General features: G+C 44.4%; 14 protein-coding genes and 1 pseudogene. All 15 read left to right on the top strand.

What is annotated here, in order from left to right; all coding sequences use genetic code 11:
* Positions 1-152 (top strand): annotated as a pseudogene (gene leuO, locus PSF16_RS09620) (transcriptional regulator LeuO); the annotation flags it as partial.
* A 301-nt stretch (positions 153-453) separates the two neighbouring features.
* Positions 454-2211, top strand: coding sequence for an AMP-dependent synthetase/ligase (locus tag PSF16_RS09615; protein ID WP_272689172.1), 1758 nt, complete (start codon positions 454-456; stop codon positions 2209-2211).
* A gap of 329 nt (positions 2212-2540) precedes the next feature.
* Positions 2541-4268, top strand: a complete 1728-nt coding sequence (gene ilvI / locus PSF16_RS09610; protein WP_272689171.1) for an acetolactate synthase 3 large subunit — start codon at positions 2541-2543, stop codon at positions 4266-4268.
* A gap of 2 nt (positions 4269-4270) precedes the next feature.
* The gene (ilvN, locus tag PSF16_RS09605; protein WP_006660747.1) at positions 4271-4762 is read left to right on the top strand and encodes an acetolactate synthase small subunit; all 492 of its coding nucleotides are present in this window, start codon (positions 4271-4273) and stop codon (positions 4760-4762) included.
* Positions 4763-4846: 84 nt separating this feature from the next.
* Positions 4847-5857 carry a catabolite repressor/activator gene (gene cra / locus PSF16_RS09600; RefSeq protein WP_272689170.1) on the top strand — a complete coding sequence of 337 codons (1011 nt, stop codon included), beginning with the start codon at positions 4847-4849 and terminating at the stop codon, positions 5855-5857.
* Positions 5858-6579: 722 nt separating this feature from the next.
* The gene (mraZ, locus tag PSF16_RS09595) at positions 6580-7038 is read left to right on the top strand and encodes a division/cell wall cluster transcriptional repressor MraZ (protein WP_006661153.1); all 459 of its coding nucleotides are present in this window, start codon (positions 6580-6582) and stop codon (positions 7036-7038) included.
* 2 nt (positions 7039-7040) lie between these two features.
* The gene (gene rsmH / locus PSF16_RS09590) at positions 7041-7994 is read left to right on the top strand and encodes a 16S rRNA (cytosine(1402)-N(4))-methyltransferase RsmH (protein WP_036964135.1); all 954 of its coding nucleotides are present in this window, start codon (positions 7041-7043) and stop codon (positions 7992-7994) included.
* Complete coding sequence (gene ftsL / locus PSF16_RS09585) at positions 7995-8315, top strand: cell division protein FtsL (protein ID WP_006660751.1); 321 nt, start codon at positions 7995-7997, stop codon at positions 8313-8315.
* A 12-nt stretch (positions 8316-8327) separates the two neighbouring features.
* A complete protein-coding gene (gene ftsI / locus PSF16_RS09580) occupies positions 8328-10094 on the top strand; it encodes a peptidoglycan glycosyltransferase FtsI (RefSeq protein WP_006660752.1) in 1767 nt (588 codons plus the stop codon).
* Positions 10081-11568 carry a UDP-N-acetylmuramoyl-L-alanyl-D-glutamate--2,6-diaminopimelate ligase gene (gene murE / locus PSF16_RS09575; protein WP_006661154.1) on the top strand — a complete coding sequence of 496 codons (1488 nt, stop codon included), beginning with the start codon at positions 10081-10083 and terminating at the stop codon, positions 11566-11568. The genes ftsI and murE overlap by 14 nt, the downstream gene beginning before the upstream one ends.
* Positions 11565-12923, top strand: coding sequence for a UDP-N-acetylmuramoyl-tripeptide--D-alanyl-D-alanine ligase (murF, locus tag PSF16_RS09570; RefSeq protein ID WP_272689169.1), 1359 nt, complete (start codon positions 11565-11567; stop codon positions 12921-12923). The genes murE and murF overlap by 4 nt, the downstream gene beginning before the upstream one ends.
* Positions 12917-13999 carry a phospho-N-acetylmuramoyl-pentapeptide-transferase gene (gene mraY / locus PSF16_RS09565; protein ID WP_006660755.1) on the top strand — a complete coding sequence of 361 codons (1083 nt, stop codon included), beginning with the start codon at positions 12917-12919 and terminating at the stop codon, positions 13997-13999. Before murF ends, mraY begins: the two co-directional genes overlap by 7 nt.
* Position 14000: 1 nt before the next feature.
* The gene (gene murD / locus PSF16_RS09560) at positions 14001-15326 is read left to right on the top strand and encodes a UDP-N-acetylmuramoyl-L-alanine--D-glutamate ligase (RefSeq protein ID WP_006661156.1); all 1326 of its coding nucleotides are present in this window, start codon (positions 14001-14003) and stop codon (positions 15324-15326) included.
* Positions 15326-16519: a cell division protein FtsW gene (gene ftsW, locus PSF16_RS09555; RefSeq protein ID WP_006661157.1), complete on the top strand. Its 1194-nt coding sequence runs from the start codon at positions 15326-15328 to the stop codon at positions 16517-16519. Before murD ends, ftsW begins: the two co-directional genes overlap by 1 nt.
* A complete protein-coding gene (murG, locus tag PSF16_RS09550; protein WP_006661158.1) occupies positions 16516-17592 on the top strand; it encodes an undecaprenyldiphospho-muramoylpentapeptide beta-N-acetylglucosaminyltransferase in 1077 nt (358 codons plus the stop codon). The genes ftsW and murG overlap by 4 nt, the downstream gene beginning before the upstream one ends.
* Positions 17593-17639 lie beyond the last annotated feature (47 nt).

The raw sequence follows: 17639 nt of genomic DNA, 5'->3' as shown, positions 1-17639 counted from the left end.
ACCATGCGAATCAACTACAGTTGCGTATGCTGTCATTGCCGTGGGAAGAGAAGACGCGCCCATGCTATTTAACGTGGCATGAATCTACCGCGCGTGATAAAGGTCATCAATGGATGAAAGCGCAATTTTGTCAAATGATCGAACAGCTGTAAGCTAACTCAGTCTCATTTATTTAGCGGTAATTTTAACTCGCCAGAGTGAAAACAATGGCGAGTTTTGTAGCGTCTGTAGCATTTGCGAAAAATTTACATTTTATTCCTTTCCTCACTCATCTTTCCGCTATACACTCCAGTCATTCAGCTAACAGTTGTAAGCTGAAAATAATAAAAAGTATTAGATTAAGTTATTTGTGAGTGTACCGAATGACTTAAAACTTAAATGACCTATAGGGAATACACGTTGATAACTGAGAATCTATATCCATATCATATAGTTAACCGCATACGTTCCAGAATGGACGCGAGCGAGTCAGCGGATCGGATAGCTTTCAGTCAATGGGACAACGGACACCAGTCTGAGCTAACTTGGGCAGAAGTGGATACAAAAACCACCGATATTGCTCGCCAGCTCTTGGCAATGAATGTTGCTCCACAAGAGAATATTGGGCTTTTTGCTCAAAACAGTATGAATTGGTCTTTGGTTGATATTGCAGTACTGCACATTAAAGCTGTGACTGTTCCGCTATATGCAACGAGCAGTGTTGACCAAGCCGCCTATATCATTAATGATGCCAACATTAGAATCCTCTTTGTTGGCTCTCAAGAGCAATATCACGTTGCTTGCCAGTTATTAACTCATTGCCCTCAGTTAACCGCTATTATTGCATTAGATGAAAATGTTGAGCTCGACAGCCAAGTGGCAAACAGCATGCACTTGTCCACATTTATGTCCCTAGCTCAACCGGATTATCAAGCAGAGTTGGATGCACGTATTGCAGCACAAAACTTAAGCGACCTATTTACGATTATCTATACTTCGGGCACGACGGGCGAGCCGAAAGGGGTGATGCTGGATTATTACAATATGGCATCCCAGCTTTACCTTCATGACAACCGCTTAGAGTTGTCAGAAGAGGATGTTTCTTTATGCTTCCTGCCACTTTCTCATGTTTTTGAACGTGCATGGAGTTTTTATGTGATGCACAGTGGTGCACGTAATGTCTATTTAACCAACACCAACATGGTGAAAGAGGCGCTTGCTGAGGTTAAACCGACCGTTATGTGTGCCGTGCCGCGCTTCTATGAAAAAGTCTATAGCGCAATACAAAGCAAGGTATCCCAAGCACCATTAATGCGCCGCATGATTTTTAAATGGGCGATTGCGATTGGGAAACAGAAAGTCAAGAGGATGGCGAAAGGTCAGTCGCTGTCATTCCTGAATAAGCCATTGTACGCATTAGCGGACAAACTGGTTTTGAGCAAAATTCGTCAAGGACTAGGTGGGCGTATTCGCTTTATGCCAGCCGCAGGCGCGCGTCTCGATGATGATGTGATTGCCTTTTTCCTCTCTGCGGGTGTGGATATTAAATATGGTTATGGAATGAGTGAAACCTGTGCAACGGTTTCATGTTGGGAAGACAATAAATATCCATTAGGCTCTATTGGTACGCCACTTTCTGCTATTTCTGTGCGTATTGGAGAAAATGACGAAATTCAAGTCAAAGGTCCTGTGGTCATGAAGGGCTACTACAATCGCCCACAAGAAACGATTGATACGTTTACTGCGGATGGTTGGTTGCGTACAGGCGATGCAGGTAAAATTGATGCCCACGGAAATTTATATATTACGGATAGACTAAAAGATTTAATGAAAACGTCTAATGGTAAATATATTGCGCCGCAAGTGATTGAGGGTGTTCTTGGTCAAGATCGATTTATTGAGCATATTGCGGTGATTGCGGATGCGCGCAAATTCGTCTCCGCATTAATTGTGCCTTGTTATGATAGCCTTGAAGAGTACGCAAACTCGATTAACTTAAAATACCGTGATCGTTTGGAATTACTCAAAGATTCAAAAATAGTAGCGTTGTTTGAAAGTCGCTTAAAGGATTTGCAAAAGAATCTAGAGCATTTCCATCAAGTGAAGCGTTTTACATTGTTGCCGACGAATTTTTCTATGGAGAAAGGTGAGTTAACCCCAACGCTTAAATTACGCCGGAAAATTATTTCTGAACGTTATCGACTCGAAATTGAGTCTATGTATCAAGAGTAATTCAGTCGTTCATTGTTATTTCTAAGCCCTTCAGTGGTTATTCCTGGGGGGTTTTGTTTTATCCACAATTTCGTGAAATCCGTGTTGCGACTATTTTTGCTGACCTTTTAGTTATTTCAGCTCTATTTCGATTGAAAACTAGTCAATGCATCTGCTGAAATTTCATGTTCAAGACAAAACGAAATCTTCTTTAATTTCTGTGTGAAATCAAATTTGCGTCCCTTATGTGGGAGGGATATGTTAATAGCTGAATTTATGACTAACTTAATAAAAATTAAAGAGGGTCGTTAGGCTCTCTGTTAACTTGCAAATAGTCTGAGGGCAAACTCATGGAGATGTTGTCGGGAGCAGAAATGGTCGTCAAATCATTGATTGACCAAGGCGTTAAACATGTATTTGGATATCCAGGCGGTGCTGTCCTGGATATTTACGATGCACTGCATACGGTTGGGGGTGTTGAACATATTCTCGTTCGTCATGAACAAGCTGCGGTGCACATGGCTGATGGTTATGCCCGCTCAACGGGGGATGTCGGCGTTGTTTTAGTGACTTCGGGTCCGGGTGCCACGAATGCGATTACAGGGATCGCAACAGCATATATGGACTCTGTGCCAATGGTTATTTTATCGGGGCAGGTAGCGAGTTCTTTGATCGGGAACGATGCATTCCAAGAATGCGATATGGTGGGTATTTCACGCCCGATTGTGAAACACAGTTTTTTAATTAAACACGCCAAAGAGATCCCCGAAACCATCAAGAAAGCTTTTTATATTGCCGCAAGTGGACGTCCAGGTCCCGTAGTGATCGATTTTCCGAAAGATACTGTAAATCCCGCTGCAAAATACCCGTATCGCTACCCGGAATCGGTTTCATTGCGTTCATATAACCCAACGTTACAAGGTCATAAAGGGCAGATTAAGAAAGCATTGAGCAAATTAGTTGCGGCCAAAAAACCGGTGCTGTATGTCGGTGGCGGGGCGATTAATGCGAATTGTTCGGCTGAATTCATGGCGTTAGCGGAAAAGCTCCAACTGCCAGTCGTATCAACATTGATGGGACTTGGTGCATTCCCTGAAACGCATGCGCAATCAGTCGGTATGCTTGGGATGCATGGCACGTATGAAGCCAATAAAGTGATGCATCATTCGGATGTTATTTTTGCGGTTGGGGTGCGTTTTGACGACAGAACAACGAACAATTTAGAAAAATATTGCCCTAATGCGACAGTGATTCAAATTGATGTGGACCCAACCTCGATATCTAAGACAGTAAAAGCGGATATTCCTATCGTTGGCGACGCCAAATTAACGTTGGAGCAGATGATCGCACAGTTGGATCATGTGGCTGCAGATCAGGATGCGACGGCGTTGCAAACTTGGTGGAAAGAAATTAGCGTTTGGCGGGAAAAACAGTGCCTCAAATACACCTTAAATCCGAATAAAGTGAAGCCTCAACAGGCCATTGAAACGATCTACCGTTTAACTAATGGGGAAGCTTACGTAACTTCAGATGTTGGACAGCACCAAATGTTCGCCGCCCTTTATTATCCCTTTGATAAACCTCGACATTGGATTAACTCAGGTGGCTTGGGCACCATGGGCTTTGGTCTACCAGCGGCATTGGGCGTGAAGCTAGCGCATCCTAAATCCACAGTTGTCTGTGTGACGGGGGATGGCAGTATTCAAATGAATATCCAAGAACTTTCAACCGCGCTGCAATATGGTTTACCGGTGCTAGTTCTGAACTTGAATAATGGTTTCTTAGGCATGGTAAAACAGTGGCAGGATATGATTTACCAAGGTCGCCATTCGCAATCCTATATGCAGTCATTGCCGAATTTTACCAAACTTGCTGAGGCGTATGGGCATGTGGGTATTTCAATCGCTTCTCCTGATGAGCTAGAAGATAAACTCAAACAAGCGTTAGTCGAAGTGAATGAGAATCAACGATTAGTGTTTGTGGATATTAATATTGATGAAACCGAACATGTCTACCCAATGCAGATCCGTGGTGGAGCAATGGATGAAATGTGGCTAAGTAAAACGGAGAGGACCTGATCATGCGTCGTATTTTATCGGTATTATTAGAGAATGAATCAGGTGCTTTATCTCGCGTTATTGGGCTTTTTTCCCAGCGCGGTTATAACATTGAAAGTTTAACTGTCGCTCCGACTGACGATCCGACATTATCGCGGATGACTATCCAGACGAAAGGGGATGCGAAAGTACTTGAGCAGATAGAAAAACAGCTTCATAAGTTAGTGGATGTACTGAGAGTGAGTGAACTCACCGCATCAGCTCATATCGAGCGTGAAATCATGTTAGTGAAGCTACAAGCCTCCGGTTATGGACGTGATGAAATTAAGCGAAGTGCCGATATTTTCCGCGGACAAATCGTCGACGTGACGCCAACGCTGTACACCGTTCAGCTAGCAGGAACAAGCGATAAACTAGATGCATTTCTTGAGGCGGTACGTAGCGTTGCTGAAATTGTTGAAGTTGCCCGTTCTGGGATCGTCGGAGTTTCTCGTGGCGATAAAATTATGCGATGAAAAATTTGTCAGCCACAGGTAGAATAGAGCGAATTAAAGCCCCGAATGACTCGGGGCTGTTTCCCAAATAGCAAAGAGGTTAATGTGAAACTGGATGAAATAGCCCGTCTAGCGGGTGTTTCCCGCACAACGGCTAGTTATGTGATCAACGGCAAGGCCAAGCAGTATCGAGTCAGCGATAAAACTGTAGAAAAAGTGATGGCAGTCGTCAGAGAGCACAATTACCATCCAAACGCAGTAGCAGCAGGCTTACGTGCTGGTCGTACTCGGTCAATCGGGCTTGTGATCCCTGATCTTGAGAATACCAGCTATACCCGTATAGCCAATTATCTTGAGAGACAGGCTCGTCAGCGCGGATACCAGCTTTTAATTGCTTGCTCAGAAGACCAGCCTGATAACGAAATTCGTTGTGTGGAGCACTTACTTCAGCGTCAAGTCGATGCGATTATCGTTTCTACTGCATTACCCCCAGAGCACCCATTCTATCAACGATGGGCGAATCGCTCGTTACCTATCATTGCACTGGATAGAGCATTAGAAAAAGAGCATTTCATTAGTGTTGTGGGTGATGACCAAGAAGATGCGCTGATGATCTCCAAAGAATTACGAAAATTTCCTGCGGAATCGGTTCTGTATCTTGGGGCATTACCTGAGCTCTCTGTCAGCTATTTACGTGAACAAGGTTTTCGTAAAGCGTGGGAAGGCGATACTCGCGAAGTCAATTATTTATACGCAAACAGCTACGAGCGCGATGCTGCCGCTGATGTTTTTTCGAACTGGCTAGATAGCGGCAACTCGATGCCAGATGCGCTATTCACTACGTCATTCTCTTTACTGCAAGGTGTGTTGGACGTAGCGCTGAAACGTAATGGGCGCTTACCTGAAAATATGGTTATTAGCACCTTTGGTGATAATGAATTACTGGATTTTCTGGGTTGCCCAGTGCTATCACTTGCGCAGCGCCACCGTGACATAGCAGAACGTACTTTAGAATTGGTATTAGCTAGCCTAGATGAAAAACAGAAGCCAGAAACTGGAATTCGTCGTATTCGTAGGGACTTATGTCGTCGCGGTAGTTTAGGTCGCAAACAGTAGTGGATAAACCTTATCCACTGATGCAAAAACCAGTTTAATAGTTAGTGATGTTAACCACAATTCTTAGTAATATATCCGCCCCTATCTATTAGGGGCTTTTTTTTGGTGAAGATTTAGGGGCAATTACGATTTATTTATTAAGATACCCTGTAAATATTTCACTTTAGGAATTTTCTTAATACTTTTTTTGATTATTTTGCATTAAGCGGTTCTTTGATGAATTAAATTTTTTTAACCCATAAAAAAACCGATGCATATGTTGAAGGAATTATTGTAAATAAAATAACACTGTGAATTAAAACAGTTGTTTAATTTGTTGAAATACAATGATTTTATATGCAAATACGTATTATTTGGTAGTTTTGATTAAATAATCATCAATAAATGATGATCAAAAGGTAAAGAATAGACACGAAATAAACTGATTAAAAATGAGACGTATATATCATTTACTCAAATTTGTATGATTTTGCAGCAATGAAATAGATTTAAATATGTTTTACCTGCGTTTTATAAAATAAGTGAATTATATCAACTCGTTATTTCTCTTTTTCTTTCCAAGTAAGAATTTTTCCAACTTTTTCTTTTCTAAAACGTTCTGTAAATAAAGCTAAAGCTACGTGCGGCTGGCTTGACAACGTTTTCATACCATTCGTAAACTTTATAAGTGGAGAATTGTGGGGTAAAGTGGGGCAGTTGGAAATAAAGGGGATAAATCAGGTATGTTTCGTGGGGCAACACTGGTTAATCTCGACAGCAAAGGGCGACTAACCGTGCCGACTCGTTATCGAGGAATGCTGAGCGAGGAATCCAAAGGGCAAATGGTATGTACCATTGACCTTCACCAGCCATGCCTATTGCTTTATACCTTACCTGAATGGGAAATCATTGAGGAAAAGCTTTCTAAGCTATCCACCATGAATCCCGCAGAACGTCGAGTACAGCGCCTTTTACTTGGTCATGCCAGTGAGTGTCAGATAGACAATGCAGGACGTCTTTTGCTAGCTAGCACGCTGCGTCAACACGCAGGGCTAACAAAAGAGGTCATGTTGGTAGGCCAAATAAATAAATTTGAAATTTGGGATGAACAAATGTGGTATCAGCAAGTGGAAAATGACATCGCTGCTGAACGTCAAGCCGACGAACCACTGTCCGCCCGTCTACAGGATTTGTCACTATAACAATGACACAGCAGCAATTTAAACACGTAACAGTACTGCTTGATGAAGCAGTAAATGGCTTAAATATCAAACCAAATGGTATCTACATTGATGGCACATTTGGTCGCGGTGGGCACTCTCGCCTGATTTTAAGCCAACTGGGAGAACAAGGCCGCTTAATTGCGATTGACCGTGACCCAGAAGCGATTAAAGCCGCTCAAGAGATTAATGACCCGCGTTTCATGATTAAGCATGGTCCGTTTTCAGCGATTGCAGACTATGTAGAGGAAGAAGGCTTAGCCGGCAAGATTGATGGTGTGTTACTGGATCTTGGTGTGTCTTCACCGCAGTTAGATGATCCAGAGCGTGGATTCTCATTCATGCGTGACGGACCTCTGGATATGCGAATGGACCCAACCCGCGGTCAATCAGCGCAGCAATGGCTGATGACAGCTGAAGCGGATGACATTGCATGGGTATTGAAAACATTTGGTGAAGAGCGTTTTTCAAAGCGCATCGCAAGAGCGATTGTAGAGCGTAATCATAATCCAGAAGAAGAGCCCTTAACGCGCACACGCCATTTGGCTGAATTGATTGCAAAAGTCAGTCCGATTAAAGACCGACATAAGCACCCAGCAACTCGAAGCTTCCAAGCTATTCGAATCTATATTAATAGCGAGTTGGAAGAGATTGAGAAAGCATTAAATGGCGCGATGTCTGTATTAGCACCAGAAGGGCGTTTATCGGTGATTAGCTTCCATTCATTGGAAGACAGATTAGTAAAACGCTTTATTCGTCAAAATAGTACCGGACCTTCTGTTCCTGCGGGGATTCCGTTAACAGAGGCACAAATCAAAGAGCTGGGTGCGGCGAAATTACGTGCATTAGGCAAGATGAAACCGTCTGAGTTAGAAATTGATGAAAACCCACGAGCACGTAGCTCGGTGTTACGTTTTGCAGAGAGAGCGGTAGAGTAAATGACACCAGAAAGACACAGTCTAGCAAGGGTTATTGGGCGCGATTTATTTCGCTACGGGATCATTCCAATGATCTTGTTAGCCGCGATAATCATTAGCGCTGTGTTTGTGGTCACCACCGCTCATGAAACACGACTGCTGACAGCCGCGAAAGATAAGCTTTATGAAGAGAAAGACTTTCTTGATATTGAATGGCGCAACTTGATCCTCGAAGAAAATGCGTTGGCGAGTCACAGTCGTGTTGAGCGTTTATCTGTTGAAAAATTACGTATGGTTCATGTGGAGCCATCCCAAGAAAACATTATTGTTTCCAAGCAATAACGAAGGTTAAGAATGAAAGCAACCAAACCCGCTAAGAACAAGAAAACAGAAGAAGTCACCAGCTTTGTTCGCTGGCGTTTTGTTTTGTTGTGTGGATGTATTGGGTTGGCATTAGCAGGATTACTGACTCGTGTTGCGTACCTACAAATTATTGCACCAGAAAAACTGGTAAAAGAAGGGGACATGCGCTCCCTTCGAGTTCAAGAAGTTTCGATAGCTCGCGGTATGATCAGTGACCGAGAAGGGCGTCAGTTAGCGGTGAGTGTTCCTGTGAATGCTATCTGGGCAGATCCTAAAGAAGTCTTTGAAAAAGGCGGGATCACGAATGATGAACATTGGAAAGCCCTCGCAGATGCACTAGAAATCCCACTTGAACAAATTACCACTAAAATTTCAGCTAACCCGAAAGGGCGCTTTGTTTACCTCGCTCGACAAGTTAACCCCTCCATTGGTGAATACGTCCGCAAATTAAAAGTTCCGGGGATCTATTTACGTAAAGAATCTCGCCGATATTATCCATCAGGTCCAGTCACTGCCCACTTATTAGGGGTGACCAATATTGATGGTGAAGGTATTGAGGGTGTAGAAAAAAGCTTTAATCGCTGGTTAAAAGGCTCTCCAGGTGAGCGTACGGTACGTAAAGACCGTAATGGACGTGTTATTGAAACAGTTTCCTCCGTTGATAGCCAAGCGGCGCATAACTTGATGCTCAGTATTGATGAGCGCATTCAATCTATTGTGTATCGTGAGCTAACAAAAGGGGTTCAAGAGAACAAAGCAGAATCGGGTGTTGCTATCCTTGTGGACGTGAATACAGGGGAAATTTTAGCGATGGCAAACAGTCCATCCTATAACCCAAATAACCTTGCGGGTACGCCGATGGACTCCATGCGTAACCGGGCTATCACCGATATTTTTGAACCAGGTTCTACGGTGAAGCCACTCGTTGTGATGAGTGCGTTGAACAATAAAATTATTAAAGAAAATACGGTCTTGAATACCTATCCGTACCGCGTTAATGGACATGAAATTAAAGACGTTGCGCGTTACGCAGAGTTATCAATTACCGGTATTTTACAGAAGTCGAGTAACGTTGGTGTTTCAAAATTAGCGTTAGCGATGCCTGCCACAGAGCTGGTGGACGTGTATAGCCGCTTTGGGTTTGGTAAGCCGACTAATCTGGGGTTAGTCGGGGAAAGTAGTGGCATCTTTCCAAGTAAAAAAACACGGTGGTCTGATTTAGAAAGGGCCACCTTTTCTTTCGGGTACGGGCAAATGGTGACTCCATTACAGCTTGCGCGTGCCTATGCAACGATCGGTAGCTTTGGGGTATATCGCCCATTATCGATTACGAAAGTCGACCCGCCTGTTCCGGGGACCCGAGTATTTCCAGAGCCAATAATGCGCACTGTCGTGCACATGATGGAAAGCGTTGCTCTGCCTGGTGGCGGGGGAACGCGTGCCGCAATTAAAGGCTATCGTATTGCAATTAAAACAGGTACCGCGAAGAAAGTCGGACCTGAAGGGCGTTATATCAATGAATATATCGCTTATACCGCCGGGGTTGCACCAGCCAGCAATCCGCGCTATGCGCTCGTTGTGTTAATCAACGATCCAAAAGCCGGTAAGTACTACGGAGGTGCGGTATCCGCACCTATCTTTGGTTCTATCATGGGTGGGGTTTTACGTCTCATGAATGTGGAGCCAGATGCATTGCAAACAGACGATAAAAGTGAAATCGTGAACAGTCAAAAAGAGGTTAAAAGTGGCAGATCGTAATCTTTGTGAACTCCTCGCCCCATTTGGTGTGAGTACAACAAATATCTCTTTACGAGAGATGACGCTAGACAGTCGTAAGGCTGCCGCGGGTGATCTGTTTATTGCAGTAAAAGGCCATCAGTCAGATGGTAGACACTATATTCCTCAAGCTATCGCTCAAGGGGTTTCTGCGGTGATCGCAGAAGCACACGGCGAAGCTGAAGAAGGCGAAATTCGCTTTGTTCATGGTGTGCCTGTCATTTATCTTAACGACCTAAATAATCGTTTATCTGCATTAGCGGGTGAGTTCTACCATCAACCTTCCTCCCAAATGAAACTAGTGGGTGTGACCGGGACTAACGGTAAAACCACGACGACGCAATTAATTGCTCAATGGGCAAAAGGGTTAGGCGAAACCTCTGCGGTCATGGGGACTGTGGGGAATGGGATTCTGGGGCATGTTTCTCCAAGCGAGAATACCACAGGCTCAGCGGTTGATATTCAACTGGAACTGACCCAATTACTAAATAAAAAAGCCACGTTGACCGCGATGGAAGTGTCTTCCCATGGCTTAGTTCAAGGGCGCGTTGCTGCATTACAATTCGATGCGGCTGTTTTCACTAATTTAAGTCGTGATCACCTTGATTACCATGGCGATATGGCAAACTACGAAGCCGCAAAATGGCTGCTGTTCTCTACTCATCACACAAAAACTCAAATTATTAATGCCGATGATGAAGTAGGACTGAAATGGTTACAGCGTTTACCGCAAGCTTGTGCAGTGACCATGGAAGATAGCATCCCTGCCAACTGGCAAGGTCCATGGTTAAAAACAACGGATGTCGATTACCACGATAAAGGTGCAACGATTCATTTTGCGTCGACTTGGGGTAATGGTTCATTTGAAAGCCCATTAATGGGCGCGTTTAACGTAAGCAACTTATTGCTGGCGATGGCAACCCTACTGATGATGGATTACCCATTAGAAAAACTCCTCGCCACGACCAATGCGTTAATGCCAGTTTGTGGGCGTATGGAAGTGTTCAGTGTAACGGGTAAACCGACGGTAGTTGTTGATTATGCTCATACACCGGATGCCTTAGAAAAAGCGCTAGCAGCAGCCCGTTTACATTGTAAAGGCAAACTGTGGTGTGTATTCGGTTGCGGTGGGGACAGAGATAAAGGGAAACGTCCTTTAATGGGTGCTTCTGCTGAGCAGTATGCGGATAAAGTTGTGATCACTGACGATAATCCACGTAGCGAAGATCCGTTGGATATTATTAATGACATCATGGCAGGTATTTTAGATTCTAGCCGAGTTCTAGCCATCCCTGGTCGCCCAGAAGCAGTGACTAACACGATTTTACAAGCACAGCCTGATGATGTGATTTTAGTGGCAGGTAAAGGTCATGAAGATTATCAAATCATTGGTTCACGTCGTTTAGATTATTCAGACCGCTTAACCGTCGCGAGATTATTGGGGGTGATGGCATGATCCCAATCACCTTAAACCAACTGGCACAAGTGACTCAAGGGCGCATTATTAATGCGACTAATCATGACCTGATTCTGTTAAATGTCAGCACTGATAGCCGTAAAATTGAAGCTAGCTGCCTGTTTATTGCTTTAAAAGGTGAGCGTTTTGATGCTCATGAGTTCGCCGGTCAAGTGGTTGAGGCAGGCGCGACAGCACTGTTAGTTGACCACCAATTGGACGTTAATTGCCCGCAAGTGATTGTGGAAGATACCCGTATTGCCATGGGGCAAGTTGCAGGATGGGTTCGCCAACAATCTAAAGCCAGAGTGGTAGGGCTGACAGGTTCTTCCGGTAAAACATCAGTCAAAGAAATGACCGCCTCAATTTTGGGGCAACGTGGTAACACGTTATATACCGCAGGTAATCTGAATAATGATATTGGTGTTCCGCTAACGCTATTTCGTTTAACCGATGAGTATCAATTTGCGGTCATCGAAATGGGGGCGAATCACCCACATGAAATTGAATACACAACCAATATCGTTAAGCCAGAAACTGCACTCGTTAATAATTTATTTGGTGCGCATCTTGCTGGCTTTGGCTCTCCAGAAGGTGTCGCAAAAGCCAAAGGTGAAATTTACCAAGGTTTGCCTGAAGAAGGCACGGCGATTGTGAACTTAGACAGTTATTCAGATAAGTGGCAGTTTGGTTCACGCCAAACAGTTTGGTATTACTCACTGACTGAGAAAGCGGATTTTTACCCGTCCAATATTCAAATTAAACAGCTCACAACGGATTTCACACTACATACTCCAGTAGGGCAGGTTGAAATTACGTTGCCATTACCCGGTGTGCATAATATCGCGAATGTTTTAGCCGCGAGTGCATTAGCTATCTCTGTAGGGGCAACCTTAGAAGATATCAAGCAAGGTATAGTGACGACAAAGGCAGTACCGGGGCGCTTATTCCCAGTACGCTTGAGCGATACCAAAGTGGTGCTGGATGATACCTATAACGCAAATGACGGTTCAATGATTGCCGCGATTAATGTACTGGCAAAAATGCCCGGTTATCGCATTTTAGTCGCTGGCGATATGGGGGAGCTTGGTGATTACGCCCATGAGTGTCATGAGCGCGTTGGTTTAGCAGCGAAACAAGCAGGTTTAGATAAAGTGCTGAGTGTTGGACAGCTAAGCGAAATCATTAGCCAATCTAGCGAGCGCGGTGAGCACTTCACAGTGAAACAAGATTTATTAACCCGACTAATTCCGCTAGCACAGCAGAATGATGTTGTTTCTATTTTAGTTAAAGGTTCACGCAGCTCCGCGATGGAAGATGTTGTGAATGCATTGAAGGAGTGCTTCGAATGTTAGTCTGGTTAGCCGAATTATTAGTCCATAAATTTTCTGCTTTTAACGTCTTTTCCTATTTGACGTTCAGAGCCATTGTCGGTTTGCTGACAGCATTAATTATTGCTTTGTGGATGGGACCACATCTCATTGCTTACCTGCAAAAAATGCAGATTGGTCAAGTTGTCCGTAATGAAGGTCCTGAGTCTCACTTCAGTAAACGTGGTACGCCAACCATGGGCGGGATTTTGATCCTGTTTTCTATTTGTATGTCTGTGCTGTTATGGGCGCGTTTAGACAATCCTTATGTTTGGTGTGTGCTGCTGGTGTTAGTGGGTTACGGTATTGTCGGCTTTGTTGATGATTATCGCAAAGTGGTGAGAAAAGACACCCGTGGTTTGATTGCTCGTTGGAAATATTTCTGGCAATCCGTGCTTGCATTAGTTGTTGCCTTTTCTATGTATGCCATTGGTAAAGACACGCCAGCGACTCAGCTGGTTGTTCCGTTCTTTAAAGATGTGATGCCGCAATTAGGTGTGTTGTACATTTTACTGGCTTACTTCGTTATCGTTGGAACCAGTAACGCCGTTAACTTAACAGACGGCTTAGATGGTTTAGCGATCATGCCAACCGTGTTTGTTGCTGCGGGTTTTGCCTTAGTCGCATGGGCAACAGGTAACGTTAACTTTGCTAACTATCTGCACATTCCATTCTTACCACATGCGGGTGAGTTAGTGATTGTGTGTACCGCGATTGTTGGGGCAGGTTTAGGGTTCTTATGGTTTAACACCTACCCTGCACAAGTTTTCATGGGTGATGTTGGCTCATTAGCTTTAGGTGGTGCGCTAGGAACTATTGCTGTTCTGCTACGCCAAGAATTCTTATTAGTGATCATGGGCGGTGTGTTTGTCGTTGAAACATTGTCGGTGATTTTACAAGTGGGCTCATTCAAATTACGTGGGCAACGCATTTTCCGTATGGCACCAATTCACCATCACTATGAATTGAAAGGTTGGCCAGAACCACGCGTTATTGTGCGCTTCTGGATTATCTCTCTTATGTTAGTTCTGATTGGACTGGCAACATTGAAGGTGCGTTAAGATGGTACATTCACAGGCTCAGCAGTATCAGGGTAAAAACGTCGTGATAATTGGCTTAGGATTAACTGGGCTTTCCTGCGTGGACTTTTTCCTTGCTCGTGGGGTTGTACCTCGCGTGATGGATACCCGTGCTGTGCCACCTGGTGTTGATAAACTCCCTGAACAGGTTGCCTGCCATCGTGGCAGCCTGAACAATGAATGGTTGCAACATGCTGATTTGATTGTAGCGAGCCCAGGTATTGCGCTAGCAACACCACAGCTACAAGAAGCTGCAAAAAATGGTATTGAAATTGTTGGTGATATTGAGCTGTTTTGTCGTGAAGCAGATGCACCAATCGTCGCAATCACAGGTTCTAATGGTAAAAGCACGGTAACTTCCCTTGTGGGAGAAATGGCGAAATCAGCTGGAATTTCCGTTGGTGTGGGCGGAAATATCGGTATTCCTGCAGTTTCTTTGCTCAATCAAGGGCATAGCCTGTTTGTGTTGGAACTGTCTAGCTTCCAATTAGAAACTACGTCTAGCCTACGAGCAGCGGCTGCGACCGTGTTGAATGTGACTGAAGATCATATGGATCGCTACCCATTGGGGCTTGAGCAATACCGTGCGGCAAAACTACGTATTTATGATAATGCAAAGCATTGCATTGTGAATGCGCAGGATCCGTTAACGCTTCCTCATCACCAAGAGTTAAGTCAATGCACAAGTTTTGGTTTAAACAGTGGCGATTATTACTTTGATACTCAAAAACGTGTTTTAGTGGCTCAAGGTGAAGTGGTGCTGGATGTAACACAAATGCATTTGACGGGGCAGCATAACTATATGAATGCGTTGGCGGCATTAGCATTAGCAGATACCGTTGCAATTCCTCGTGAAGCGAGCATTCAAGTTTTAAAAGAGTATGCCGGTTTAGTGCACCGTTTCCAGTTGGTCTTATTCAATCGTGGTGTACGTTGGATTAATGACTCAAAAGCGACCAATGTGGGCAGTACCGAAGCCGCACTCAATGGATTGCACGTGGATGGGACTGTCTATCTATTGCTAGGTGGTGATGGTAAATCAGCCGATTTTTCATCATTGAAAAAGTATATTGCGGCGGATAACTACCGCTTGTACTGCTTCGGTCGTGATGGTCAGCAACTCGCGCAGTTAGCGCCTGAAAAATCAGTGCTGACTGAGACGATGGAACAGAGTATGCGCCAAATTGCGCCGCTCTTGAAATCGGGCGATATGGTGCTGTTATCCCCTGCATGTGCCAGCTTAGATCAGTTTAAAAGCTTTGAGCAACGTGGTGATGTGTTTGCTCAGCTCGCTAAGGAGTTAGGTTAATGACCATACCGGGTGCTTTGCGTTTAAAAAACTGGATCATCGGTGAAAAGAATGGCGTGATTTCAGGCTCGACACTCTACGATCGTACATTGGTTTGGTTAGCATTCGGTTTGGCAGCAGTTGGTTTCATTATGGTGACATCCGCATCAATGCCAGTCGGGCAGCGATTAACCGATGACCCATTTTATTTTGCAAAACGTGATGTGGTGTATTTAGTTGTCGCATTCCTCCTTGCTTTAGGAGTGATGCGTGTCTCAATGGCAACATGGGAAAAATACAGTTTTATCTTGCTGATGGGCGCGTTAGCCATGTTGGCAGTGGTATTAGTTGCGGGAAGCTCAGTTAACGGGGCATCGCGCTGGATTGACATTGGTATTGTGAAAATTCAGCCCGCCGAAATTTCAAAATTTGCCTTGTTTTGCTATGTATCCAGTTATTTAGTCCGTAAGTCAGACGAGGTACGCACCAAGTTTTTTGGTTTTGTAAAACCGATGTGTATTTTGATCATGATGGCGTTGCTGCTACTGTTACAGCCGGATTTAGGAACGGTGGTTGTACTGGTTGTGACAACGCTGGGATTACTGTTTTTAGCGGGAGCTCGTTTAGCACCATTTATTATTGGTATCGCAGCTTGTGGCGTAGGGGTACTGGCTTTAATTGTTTTCGAGCCTTATCGTTTGCGCCGCGTAACGTCATTCTTAAATCCATGGGATGACCCGTTTGGTAGTGGATATCAGCTAACACAGTCACTGATGGCATTTGGTCGAGGGGAGCTCTTAGGACAAGGTTTGGGTAACTCAGTACAAAAACTAGAATACTTACCTGAAGCGCATACCGACTTTATTTTCTCCGTACTCGCCGAAGAGCTTGGTTATGTGGGCGTCGTACTGGTTTTACTGATGGTCTTTATGTTGGCATTTAGAGCGATGATGGTGGGGCGTAGAGCGCTACTGACCAAACAATTATTTGGTGGTTATCTCGCATGTGCTATCGGTATTTGGTTTACCTTCCAAGCATTAGTTAACGTTGGTGCTGCTGCGGGTATGTTGCCAACAAAAGGTCTAACTCTCCCACTGATTAGTTACGGGGGATCGAGTTTATTAGTGATGTCAGCGGCGATCGCTGTGTTACTTAGAATTGATTATGAAACACGACTTGAGAAAGCTCAGGCGTTTGTAAGGAGTTCCAAATGAGTCAGGCAAAAAAATTACTCGTTATGGCAGGCGGAACTGGGGGACACGTTTTTCCCGGCTTAGCTGTGGCGCATTATTTGCAGGCTCAAGGTTGGGAAATCCGCTGGTTAGGTACTGCTGATCGTATGGAAGCAACCTTGGTGCCTAAACATGGTATTGATATTGAGTTTATCCAAATTTCAGGTTTAAGAGGCAAAGGCATTGGTGCGTTACTGGGAGCACCTTGGCGGATTTACAAAGCGATTCGTCAAGCGAAAAGCATTATTCAGCGCTACCAACCCGATGCGGTTTTGGGGATGGGCGGATATGTCTCTGGTCCTGGTGGTATTGCTGCTTGGCAATGTGGTGTCCCTGTTGTCTTGCATGAGCAAAATGGCATTGCCGGATTAACCAATAAATGGTTATCAAAAATCGCTAAACGTGTTTTGCAAGCCTTCCCTGGTGCCTTTCCTAATGCGCCTGTTGTGGGTAACCCTGTACGTGAGGATGTATTGGCATTACCAGCACCACAAGAGCGTTTAACAGGGCGCGATGGCGCGGTACGCGTATTAGTTGTGGGTGGAAGTCAAGGAGCTCGAATTTTAAATCAAGTCATGCCATTAGTTGCTGGAAAAGTAAGCAAACAGTTAAATATCTGGCATCAGGCTGGAAAAGGCAGTAAGGAATCGACAGAAGCATTGTATAATGATTTTTTGCAAAATTCAGGCGATTCTGAGTTTAAAGTGACTGAATTTATTGATGATATGGCACAAGCTTACGCATGGGCTGATATTGTGGTGTGTCGTTCAGGTGCATTAACTGTCAGCGAAATTGCGGCGGCAGGTTTACCTGCGATTTTTGTTCCTTTCCAGCACAAAGACCGTCAACAGTATTGGAATGCGCTGCCTCTGGAACAAGCAGGTGCAGCTAAAATTATTGAACAGCCACAATTTACGGCGGAAGCCGTTGCTGAGTTACTCAATAAGTGGGATAGAACCGAATTATTATCGATGGCAGAGAAAGCCTATAGCTGTGCCATCACGGATGCAACCGAGCGTGTTGCTGCGGTTATTTGCGATGTAGCGAAGAAATAGCATAAGCCTCGCAAAATAGCGTGCATCTTACAAAATAGAATGTAGAC

The sequence above is a fragment of the Providencia sp. PROV033 genome (assembly GCF_028484855.1).
Lineage (GTDB): Bacteria > Pseudomonadota > Gammaproteobacteria > Enterobacterales > Enterobacteriaceae > Providencia > Providencia alcalifaciens.
Note: the sequence above shows the minus strand (reverse complement) of the source record. Positions and strands in the feature narration are given on the sequence as shown.

Coding starts and splice junctions, on each gene's coding strand:
- rsmH (WP_036964135.1), top strand. CDS start 7,041: ATGACACAGCAGCAATTTAAACACGTAACAGTACTGCTTGATGAAGCA.
- murD (WP_006661156.1), top strand. CDS start 14,001: ATGGTACATTCACAGGCTCAGCAGTATCAGGGTAAAAACGTCGTGATA.
- murG (WP_006661158.1), top strand. CDS start 16,516: ATGAGTCAGGCAAAAAAATTACTCGTTATGGCAGGCGGAACTGGGGGA.
- mraY (WP_006660755.1), top strand. CDS start 12,917: ATGTTAGTCTGGTTAGCCGAATTATTAGTCCATAAATTTTCTGCTTTT.
- ftsI (WP_006660752.1), top strand. CDS start 8,328: ATGAAAGCAACCAAACCCGCTAAGAACAAGAAAACAGAAGAAGTCACC.
- ftsW (WP_006661157.1), top strand. CDS start 15,326: ATGACCATACCGGGTGCTTTGCGTTTAAAAAACTGGATCATCGGTGAA.
- murF (WP_272689169.1), top strand. CDS start 11,565: ATGATCCCAATCACCTTAAACCAACTGGCACAAGTGACTCAAGGGCGC.
- PSF16_RS09615 (WP_272689172.1), top strand. CDS start 454: ATGGACGCGAGCGAGTCAGCGGATCGGATAGCTTTCAGTCAATGGGAC.
- mraZ (WP_006661153.1), top strand. CDS start 6,580: ATGTTTCGTGGGGCAACACTGGTTAATCTCGACAGCAAAGGGCGACTA.
- ilvN (WP_006660747.1), top strand. CDS start 4,271: ATGCGTCGTATTTTATCGGTATTATTAGAGAATGAATCAGGTGCTTTA.
- ftsL (WP_006660751.1), top strand. CDS start 7,995: ATGACACCAGAAAGACACAGTCTAGCAAGGGTTATTGGGCGCGATTTA.
- ilvI (WP_272689171.1), top strand. CDS start 2,541: ATGGAGATGTTGTCGGGAGCAGAAATGGTCGTCAAATCATTGATTGAC.